Annotated in this window: 13 protein-coding genes; 11 read left to right on the top strand and 2 right to left on the bottom strand. The window is 62.2% G+C overall.

Going from position 1 to position 9,551, the window contains the following annotated elements:
- The 5 genes from EN914_RS12320 to EN914_RS12300 all read left to right on the top strand — a co-directional run.
- A partial coding sequence (locus EN914_RS12320; protein WP_164778725.1) for a lytic transglycosylase domain-containing protein occupies positions 1-541 on the top strand: 541 nt, incomplete at its 5' end.
- A 5-nt stretch (positions 542-546) separates the two neighbouring features.
- Complete coding sequence (locus EN914_RS12315; RefSeq protein ID WP_024504138.1) at positions 547-1,035, top strand: GNAT family N-acetyltransferase; 489 nt, start codon at positions 547-549, stop codon at positions 1,033-1,035.
- A gap of 283 nt (positions 1,036-1,318) precedes the next feature.
- A complete protein-coding gene (locus EN914_RS12310; RefSeq protein ID WP_024504137.1) occupies positions 1,319-2,587 on the top strand; it encodes an ABC transporter substrate-binding protein in 1,269 nt (422 codons plus the stop codon).
- Between the two features lie 55 nt (positions 2,588-2,642).
- Positions 2,643-3,596 (top strand): ABC transporter permease subunit, encoded by a 954-nt coding sequence (locus tag EN914_RS12305; RefSeq protein WP_032899369.1) that lies wholly within the window; start codon positions 2,643-2,645, stop codon positions 3,594-3,596.
- A 1-nt stretch (position 3,597) separates the two neighbouring features.
- Entirely contained in the window at positions 3,598-4,422 is an 825-nt protein-coding gene (locus EN914_RS12300) for a carbohydrate ABC transporter permease (RefSeq protein WP_024504135.1), read from the top strand.
- Between the two features lie 28 nt (positions 4,423-4,450).
- Here EN914_RS12300 and EN914_RS12295 read toward each other — a convergent pair whose 3' ends face one another.
- Complete coding sequence (locus tag EN914_RS12295) at positions 4,451-4,786, bottom strand: hypothetical protein (protein WP_024504134.1); 336 nt, start codon at positions 4,784-4,786, stop codon at positions 4,451-4,453.
- 145 nt (positions 4,787-4,931) lie between these two features.
- Here EN914_RS12295 and EN914_RS12290 point away from each other — a divergent pair, with 145 nt between their 5' ends.
- Together EN914_RS12290 and EN914_RS12285 are read left to right on the top strand one after the other, a co-directional pair.
- On the top strand, positions 4,932-5,675 hold the full coding sequence (locus tag EN914_RS12290; protein WP_032899379.1) for a DUF899 family protein: 744 nt from the start codon (positions 4,932-4,934) through the stop codon (positions 5,673-5,675).
- 214 nt (positions 5,676-5,889) lie between these two features.
- On the top strand, positions 5,890-6,444 hold the full coding sequence (locus tag EN914_RS12285; RefSeq protein WP_024504132.1) for a DUF4142 domain-containing protein: 555 nt from the start codon (positions 5,890-5,892) through the stop codon (positions 6,442-6,444).
- Positions 6,445-6,604: 160 nt separating this feature from the next.
- Here EN914_RS12285 and EN914_RS12280 read toward each other — a convergent pair whose 3' ends face one another.
- A complete protein-coding gene (locus EN914_RS12280; protein ID WP_024504131.1) occupies positions 6,605-6,925 on the bottom strand; it encodes a DUF1476 domain-containing protein in 321 nt (106 codons plus the stop codon).
- Between the two features lie 211 nt (positions 6,926-7,136).
- On the opposite strand from EN914_RS12280, the gene EN914_RS12275 reads away from it, so the two are divergent.
- The 4 genes from EN914_RS12275 to EN914_RS12260 form a co-directional block, all read left to right on the top strand.
- Positions 7,137-7,520 (top strand): DUF6152 family protein, encoded by a 384-nt coding sequence (locus EN914_RS12275; protein WP_024504130.1) that lies wholly within the window; start codon positions 7,137-7,139, stop codon positions 7,518-7,520.
- Positions 7,521-7,982, top strand: a complete 462-nt coding sequence (locus tag EN914_RS12270; RefSeq protein ID WP_024504129.1) for a hypothetical protein — start codon at positions 7,521-7,523, stop codon at positions 7,980-7,982.
- Positions 7,983-8,204: 222 nt separating this feature from the next.
- Positions 8,205-8,597, top strand: coding sequence for a RidA family protein (locus tag EN914_RS12265; protein ID WP_024504128.1), 393 nt, complete (start codon positions 8,205-8,207; stop codon positions 8,595-8,597).
- Between the two features lie 146 nt (positions 8,598-8,743).
- Positions 8,744-9,551: helix-turn-helix transcriptional regulator (locus EN914_RS12260; protein WP_164778724.1), on the top strand; the 808-nt coding region annotated here is incomplete at its 3' end.

The following is a 9,551-nucleotide window of genomic DNA, read 5'->3' as shown; positions in this document are numbered from 1 at the left end:
GACTTATACGACCGCGGGGCTGATCGTGCCGGCAACCGCCAAGGGCGACCGCATGCCCGGCGTCCAGCAGGTCGCCTATGTCGTGCCGCAGAACCCGGCGGCCCTGGTCCAGTTTCCGGCAGGGCCCGTGCAAGAAGAACACGCGACGGGCGTGCGTGGCGATGTCGAGCGGCTGATCGAGAAATATGCGGCGATCTACCAGGTGCCGGTGGACCTGGTGCGCCATGTCGTCAACCGCGAGAGCACCTTCAACCCGAAAGCCTACAACAACGGCCATTGGGGACTGATGCAGATCAAGCACGCGACGGCACGCGGCATGGGCTATGACGGACCGGCCAAGGGCCTGTTCGACGCCGAAACCAATCTAAAATACGCGGTCAAATATCTGCGCGGCGCCTGGCTGGTGGCCGGCGGCAACGCCAAGAAGGCCGACTGGCTCTATCAGACCGGCTATTATTACGACGCCAAGCGCAAGGGCCTGCTCGAGGCGACCGGCCTTGGCCGCGACCGCCAGCGCCGTCGCCTGCAACCCGACGCCTGAGCGCGATGCCTGAACCGCGCCCGCCGGCCCTGAACGACATCCGGCTGCGCAAGATCCTCGACGAGACGCTGGTTCCGCCGCACTGGCCCGACGGCTTTGTCATGCGCAGTTTCGAGCCTGGTGACGCGCCCGCCCTGCATGCGCTTTTGACGGAAGTGTTCGATGACGGCGCCGATGGTCCGTTCGACGAGTGGTGGCCGCGTATCGCGGACGATCCCGAATTCGACCCGGCGCTGTGCTTCCTCGTCATCGACGCCAAGGGCCGGCTGGCGGCGGCGGCGCTGTGCTGGACCCGCGCCTTCGTCAAGGATCTTGCCGTTCATCCCGAGGCGCGCGGCAAGGGTGTTGCCGAAGCGCTGATGTGGCACGCCTTCGCCGTTTTTCGCGAACGCGGCGCCGACCATGTCGACCTCAAGACCAACACGGTCGAGAATCCCGCCGCCGTCCGGCTCTATGAGCGGCTGGGTATGATGCCTGTCGCCTGGGAAGGCTAGGGTGTGTTGAGATTCAGGTGATGCCGGCCTGCAAATGATGGCTTCCTGCGCTTCCGGTGCTCACGTACCCAAAAGTACGCTCCGCTCCGGTTCTCGGAAACCACCATTTTCGACTCGGCCTGACCTGAATCTCAACACCCCTGATGGGTGTCGCCTCACGCAGGAACGGCGCGATTTGGGAACCCAAAGCGCCGCTTCGCATTCAATGGGAGGTGAGGGCCTGACAAGCTGGCGGCGCGTGGGAGGATTTTCCGTGGCCGGCCGCGGAGGGACGTCCATCACCATGAAGTTTTCTCACGCATTCCTGGCGCTCGGCGTCGCCGCCATGCTGGTTGGTACGCCGGCGCGGGCCGTCGAGCTGTCGATGGTGTCGGGCGATACCGGCGACGGCATCAAGGTGCTGCGCGAGATCCTCGACCGTTACGAGAAAGACAGCGGCAACAAGGTCAACATCGTCGTCATGCCGACGTCCGGGACCGACCAGTTCGGCCAGTACCGGCTGTGGCTTGCCGCCGGAAACAGCGACATCGACGTCTACCAGACGGACGTGATCTGGGCGCCGCAGCTCGCCAGCCAGCTCGTCGATTTGACCGCAGCGACCAGGGACATCGTGGCCGAGCATTTCCCGTCGATCATCCAGTCGCAGACCGTCAATGGCAAGCTCGTCGCCTTGCCGATCTTCACCGATGCGCCGGCGCTCTACTACCGCAAGGATCTCCTCGACAAATATGGCGCCAAGGTGCCGGCCACCTGGAAGGAACTGGCGGACACCGCCAGGCTGGTCATGGATAAGGAACGTGCAGCCGGCAATCGGGATATCTGGGGCTTCGTCTTTCAGGGCAACGCCTATGAGGGGCTGACCTGCGACGCGCTCGAATGGGTGATGTCGAATGACGGCGGCCAGATCATCGAGCCGGACGGCTCCATCTCCATCAGCAATCCAAAAGCGGCGGCGGTGCTCGATATGGTCAAGGGCTGGGTTGGGACCATCGCGCCGCCCGGCGTGCTCGCCTACCAGGAAGAGGAATCGCGCGGCGTCTGGCAGACCGGCAACGCGGTGTTCATGCGCAACTGGCCCTATGCCTATGCGCTCGGCAACGGCGAGGGCTCGCCGATCAAGGGCAAGTTCGACGTGGCGCCGCTGCCGGCCGGCACCGGCGAAGGCGCCCGACCGGTCGCGACGTTGGGTGGCTGGAACCTCGCGGTCTCCAAATATTCGAAGCATCCGGATGCCGCGATCGAACTGGTCAAGTTCATCGCTTCGCCCGCGATGCAGAAATACCGCGCGCTGAAGACGTCCAATCTGCCGACCATCCAGGCGCTGTATGACGATGCCGACATCGCCAGGCAACACCCGATTATTCCGCGCTGGAAGCAGATCTTTCTCAATGCGGTGCCGCGCCCCTCGGCCGCCACCAGGATCAAATACAACGAGGCGTCGAGCCAGTTCTGGAACGCCGTTCACAACACTCTCTCGGGCGACGGCACTGCCGCCGACAATCTAGCCGACCTCGAAGCGACGCTGACCAAGCTGAAGGGCCGAGGCTGGTGACGATACTGGGACAGCCGGCCGGCGGGACCGCAGCGAGCGGAGCGAGATGACAGGGATGAAACCGGAAACAGCCAAGGCCGCGCACGCGCCGTTGAGGGCACAGCGCGTTCGCTCGGCGTGGCTTTTCCTGGCGCCAATGCTTCTGGTGCTCGCCGCGGCGGCCGGCTGGCCGCTTGCCCGCACGGTCTATTTCAGCTTCACCGACGCCTCGCTGGCCGATCTCGACGCGCGCCAATGGGTCGGCTTCGCCAATTACTTTTCGGTACTTCACATGCCAAGCGGCCGGACCCTCTATGACGGGTTGCTGGTCGACCCTGTCTGGTGGCGTGCCGTCTGGAACACGGTGCGGTTCACCCTCATTTCGGTGACCTGCGAGACCATCCTCGGCACCATCGTTGCCCTGGTTCTCAACGCCGAATTCCCAGGCCGCGGCATCGTCAGGGCGGCGATCCTGATCCCCTGGGCGATCCCGACGATCGTCTCGGCGAAGATGTGGCAATGGATGCTCAACGACCAGTTCGGCATCATCAATGTGGTGCTGCTCAATCTTGGCCTGATCAGCACCAAGATCGCCTGGACGGCTAACGCCGACACCGCGATGGCGGCGGTCCTCATCGTCGATATCTGGAAGGCGACGCCATTCATGACGCTGCTCATCCTGGCCGCGCTGCAGATGCTGCCGAGGGAGATCATCGAGGTCGCCAGGCTCGACGGCGCCAACCCCTGGCAGATCTTCTGGCGGGTGACCTTGCCGCTGATCCGCCCCGCGCTGTTGGTGGCGGTGATCTTCCGCGCGCTCGATGCGCTGCGTATCTTCGACCTGGTCTATGTGCTGACACCCAACAATGTGCACACCAAGTCGATGTCGGTGTTCGCCCGCGAGAACCTGTTCGAGTTCGACAAGTTCGCCTATGGCTCCGCCGCCTCGACCCTGCTCTTCCTCATTCTCGCTCTGCTTACCATCGTCACCATCCGGATCGGCCGGATCAGCCTGGACGGGGACCGCTGAGATGTGGATCGTGAAGCGCACGGCCTTTTACCTGCTGGTCGGGGCAATCGTCTTCGTCGCGGTGTTCCCGTTCTATTACGCGATCGTCACCAGCCTGAAATCCGGGACCGATCTGTTCCGGGCTGATCTGTGGCCAACGACGATCAGTTTCGCCAATTACCGGAATGTGCTGATCGAGGGCGCCTTCGTGCGCAACCTCGCGAACTCGCTCTTCGTCTCCGGCGCAGTCGTCGCGCTGTCGCTGTTGCTCGGCGTCACATCAGCCTACGCGCTGGCGCGCATTCGATTCCGCGGCCGCTCGGCCCTGCTGTTCATCATCCTGTCGGTGTCGATGTTCCCGCAGGTGGCGCTGCTGGCCGGGCTGTTCGAACTGGTCCGCATCTTCGGCCTCTACAATTCGCTGTTCGCGCTGATCTTCTCCTACATGATCTTCACCTTGCCGTTCACCGTCTGGGTGCTCACCACCTTCGTCCGCGACCTGCCGGTCGAGGTCGAGGAGGCGGCGATCCTCGACGGCGCCACGCCGTGGATCATCGTCACCCGGGTCTTCCTGCCGCTGATGTGGCCGGCGCTGGCGACCACCGGCCTGCTGGCCTTCATCGGTGCGTGGAACGAGTTCCTGTTTGCCCTGACCTTCACCTCCAACAACGCACAGCGGACCGTGCCGGTCGCGATCGCGCTGCTCTCCGGCAACTCGCAGTTCGAGATCCCCTGGGGCAACATCATGGCGGCCTCGGTGATCGTCACGGTGCCGCTGGTGGTGCTGGTGCTGATCTTCCAGCGCAAGATCGTCTCCGGCCTGACCGCCGGCGGGGTCAAGGGGTGAGGAGCGGTCAGCGTAGTGCGGACCGTTGTCAGATGTCCGGCGCGTTGCCGATCTTCTGCTTGAGATCAAGCGCCCAGGTGCGGCCTTCATCGCCGCCCCACAGCAGCCAGGCGATGTAGCCGGCCGAAGGGTTCTGCTCATTGCCGTAGTTCCTGCCGCGCTTGTCGACCTCGTGGCGGGCGAAATAGCTGACCATGCGGCGAATGGTGGAGGGCGCGAGCTTTTCCCGGTTCTTCAGTTCGGTGGCGCGGGCGACGCCGATCTCGGTGCCGCCGCGGCCGAATTCTCCGCGCAGTCTGAGGCCCTTGGCGGCATTGTCGGCCACCACTTGCGGGCAGCGCAGATCGGTCTCGTCGTCGTGCATTTCGTCCCCCGGATCACGCTGCCCGAACAGGGATTACGACATATCACCATGCGCAATAAATGTCGGAGCCGATCACCGCCAAACGTCCTTGGGTCGCAGAGCAACCGCGCCGGGACGCCGGCGCCGCGACTTGAAGGAGCCGATCATGATCACCTTTCCCAACGAATCCGCGAAATACCGCACCGCGCGCGAAAAATTGCTGAAGAAGGAAATCGAGCTGCGCCGCGCCATGGAAGAGGTCGCCGACGCCCGGCGCGCGCTGCCGCCGGGCGGGCTGATCCGCCAGGACTATGAATTCGACGCACTGGATGCCCACGGCAAGCCCGCGAAGACAAGGCTGTCGGAGCTGTTCGCGCCCGGCAAGGACAGCCTGATCCTCTACGACATGATGTTCCCGCGCCACCCGCAGGAGAAGCGCGATGTGGCGACCAGCGGCGGCACGGCGAAGCTCGCCCGACCGGACCAGCCATGTCCGTCCTGCACGGCATTGCTCGATCAGTTCGACGGCGCGGTCGGGCATCTCCAGGCGGCCGGCTTCAATTTCGCGGTGGTGGGCAAGACCGGGCTCGAAAACCTGGTCACGCTCGGTCGAGATCGGGGCTGGCGCAACATGCGGCTGGTGTCTTCGGCGGCCAACAGCTTCAAGCGCGACTACAATGCGGAGGCGGCCGACGGCTCACAGATCCCGCTGCTGTCGGTGTTTCACCGCGACCCCGACGGCATACGCCATTTCTGGAGTTCGGAACTGGATTTCGCACCGACGGAGCCCGGTCAGGATCCGCGTGGCCTCGGCACCTGCGAAACGCTTTGGAACCTGATGGATTTCACGCCTGAAGGCCGCCCGAACTGGAACGAGCAGCTGCAATATGGCGAGGCTTGCTGCCACTGAAAGGTAGCTCTGGTCAGCCGCCGCGTCAGTTCGGATGGCTTTGAGGAACATGAGTCGCATTGGCGAATGAGGGGAGCGACGAGCGTTCGAGTCAGGCACGGATATAGCGGGGCGATCGAGGCGACACGCGCAGGCTTCTTCCTCATGAGCTGCAACCGGAGTGCCCAAGCGACGTTGGAGTGTCCGAGGGACAAATTCCAACCGGAGACATGCCATGAAGACGCTTACCCTTCTGACCGCAGCAGCATTGCTTGCCGGCGCGCCGGCCTTTGCCCAGTCGAACACGACCGCCACGACCACGCCGCTCGCCGCCACGACGAAGGTCGACACTTCGACCTTCATCAAGACGGTGCCGAGCGCCAATGAGTTCGAGATCCAGTCCAGCAAGCTCGCCGAGCAACAGGCAACCGACGCCGACGTCAAGGCGTTCGCCAAACAGATGATCGCCGATCACACCAAGGCCGGCGAGGAATTCAAGGCGGCGCTTGCCCAGGGCCAGACAACCTCGGCCACCGCACCGTCCGGTCCGGCCCTGCAGCCCAAGGAGCAAAAGATGCTCGATGAGCTGAAGAGTGCCAGCGGCGATCAATTCCAGGCCAAATACATCGAGATGCAGACCAACGCTCACAAGGAAGCCGTCGCGCTGTTCAGCGGCTATGCGAAATCCGGCGACGACCCGGCAATGAAGGAATTCGCCAAGAAAACCCTGCCGACGCTGCAGATGCACGAAAAACACGTGAAGGAACTGGCCGCCGCGCATCAGGGGTGAGGGCGGTTCACTATGGCGCCCCCCTCTGTCCTGCCCGGCAGGACAGAGGGGGGCGCCGTAGAGCGCTACGATGGAAGCCAGCCCGCTTGGCCAACCAACACCACAATGTGGCCCTGTGCCTTAAGGACGGCACGCCCTACCGATCAAGGCTGAGCGGCGCTCAGGTCGACCTGATCTGCTCGACCGCGGTCACCAGCAGGGTTTCCATGGCGGTGCGTATCTGGGCATCCGACAGAGAAATACCTGCCGCGTCGAAGTCGGCGCGGACCTTGCGGAACACATCGTTGTCGCCGGCCTCTTCGAAATCCGCGTGCACGACTTCCTTGGCATAGGCGTCGGCGTCAGCACCGGATTTGCCGAGCTGTTCGGCGGCCCACAGGCCGAGCAGCTTGTTGCGGCGCGCCATGGCCCTGAACTTCGTTTCCTCGTCCATCGCAAACTTCTTTTCGAAGCCTTCCTGACGGTCTCTCATGCTGCTCATGTTCGCCTCGTTTCCGATGGGAGTCCGATCTTCAGCCCAGGGGAAGAACGGCCAGGAAAGAGAGAGTGGCGCGCATGGGTGTCATTAACAAGGCGTCATGCCGGCGATTGGGCGGGCGCTTGGCGGTCCAGTCTTTCGCTCGATATGATTTGACGTTGCCGCGCCGTGTCCTACTCTCAAGTGCCTGCGGGATGAACCGAGGAGACGAGCGATGCAGTTCAAGGCAATTCGCAGCGTCACGCTGACGGCGGCCGTGATGCTTGCCGCCGGCACCGCGGCCTATGCCCATCACGGCTGGTCGTGGACACAGGATGGGTTTTTCGAACTCAAGGGCAAGATCACGGCCATCTATATCGGCAATCCGCACGCCACGCTGGATGTCGACGCCGAGGGTGAGGCCTGGCGGGTGGAGATGGCGCCGCCATCACGCACCATCGCCGCCGGCTTCACGGAGGAGGTGGCCAAGGTCGGCGACGAGGTGACCGCGATCGGCAACCGCTCGGTGGAGGCGAGCGAAAAGCGCATGAAAGCTGTCCGCGTCATCGTCGGCGGGAAAACCTATGATGTCTATCCCGACCGAGTGCCGCCGGCGTAAATGGCCGAGTTCCTCGCCGGCATTGAGCATCTTGCGTTGGCGCGGTGGCTGAAGGCTTCCTTCGTCGCCTATCCCATAGTCAATGCGCTCCACATCATGTCGATCGGTGCGCTGCTGACCAGCGTCGTTCTCATGGACCTCAGGATCTGCGGCGCCTTCCGTTCGCTGCCGCAAGCCGCATTCGTCGCGCTGCTGCGCCGCATTGCATTAAGTGCGTTCGCGGGTGCGCTCGTCACAGGCTCGCTGCTGTTTTCGGTCAAGGCGGGCACCTATGCGGCGATGCCGGTTTTCCTCGCCAAGATGGCACTCATCCTTCTCGCCGGCGTCAATTTCCTCGCCTTCATGCGCTTGCGCCGCGCAACAGGCGGCGACGAGCTGGCCGGCGGAACCGCTCTCGCCGTGCTCTCGATGCTGCTGTGGACGTCCGTGCTTTTCGCCGGACGGTTCATCGGTTTTCTTTAGCTCAGCATCTTCCTTCTCCCCCTGTGGGAGAAGGTGTCGCCGAAGGCGACGGATGAGGGGTGTTCCAGGGAACGCCAACGTCTCACTCCGCTGGAACACCCCTCAACCGTCTCGGCGCTGACGCGCCGATCCACCTTCTCCCACAGGGGGAGAAGGGAAGAACGGCGCTCTGGCGTTCCGCCCGTGCCGGGATAAGCTCCCTGCAACTCAGGGAGAACTGCCATGAAAAAAGAAATCATCGAAGTGCCCGTCATGTCGGCCAAGGTGCGGGCGCTCGGGCTGCCGTGCTCGACAGCGGTGAAGGCCAACGGCTTCGTGTTCATCTCGGCGACGCCGCCGGTGGACATGGTGACCGGCGAGATGGTGCGCGGCGACATCGAGGTGCAGACCGAGGCGTCGCTGAAGGCGCTGAAACATTGCCTGGAAGCGGCCGGCACCTCGCTGGACAATGTGGTGATGGTGCGCATCTACGCCGTCAATTCCGGCTTCTACAACGCTATCAACCGGGTCTATGCCAGGTACTTCAGCGAGAACCCGCCGGCGCGGAGTTTTGTGCCGGTGGCTTCATGGCCGATGGAGTTTGATATCGAGATCGAGTGTGTGGCGGTGGCGTGAGAAGTGGCGGAAGTTCACCGGCGCCGAGTTCTATTTCTGCTTTCATTGACGCAACGAAATTGATGTGTCAAAGTTGGGGCATGATTCCCGACAATGACCGTCAAGCCAGTTTACTAAATGCGAGAATAGAACGCGTCATAGCGAGCTTGAAGTCGCTCGACGGTTGGGACGCGCTTCGAACTGGCATCGAACTGTCCGTAATAGAGCTTCGTAAGAAAAGCCTCCGTGAAACTCTGAATCGCTTGCGGTCGGACGTGTCTGCGTATGCTGGCATTCGATCGGGCGAGATTAAGACCTTCAATGCGACACAGGTCGAGGGCTTGCCAGACATACTGAAGCGGGCAAGGCTAGCTCGGGGTTTAACACAGCGTCAGTTTGCGGAATTGCTGGGACTTAAGGAGCAGCAGATCCAGAGGTACGAGGCAGAAAACTACGCCACTGTTAGCCTCCGCAGACTTTATGATTTATTCCACGTTCTGAACGTGAGTATCAAAATCGAGGCAAACCTTGAAGCGGGCCTTGTTGAACTGGTTAGCAGAGGACCAATAGAGCTAAACAAATTACCCTATAAAGAAATGTTGCGGCGGCAATGGATTCGACCCGATATCAGCGAACCTGAAGATGTTGAGGTTGCAGCGCAAAGATACGTGGTTCAAAGTATCGGCGAGAATTGGAGCAATTTTCTCCACCGGCAGGTAGTGAGAGCGAATTCCTTGCCTGACAGCCAGGCGCTTCTTGCCTGGCACGCTCGAGTTTGCGAGATCGCACGCACAAAAAAGAAGAACCTAAAAGGAGATTTCTTTTCGTTAGATTTGGATTGGGTCCGACGGCTTGTGGAGCTGTCAAAATTCGACGACGGCCCCCGACAGGCGGTTGATTACCTTTTGAGTATTGGTGTTATTGTGGTAATTGAGCCGCATTTAGAAAAGACCCATTTGGATGGCGCTGCCACTA

Origin of the sequence: Mesorhizobium sp. M7A.F.Ca.CA.001.08.2.1 (genome assembly GCF_003998455.1) — a bacterium.
Taxonomy (GTDB): Bacteria; Pseudomonadota; Alphaproteobacteria; order Rhizobiales; family Rhizobiaceae; genus Mesorhizobium; species Mesorhizobium ciceri.
Note: the sequence above shows the minus strand (reverse complement) of the source record. Positions and strands in the feature narration are given on the sequence as shown.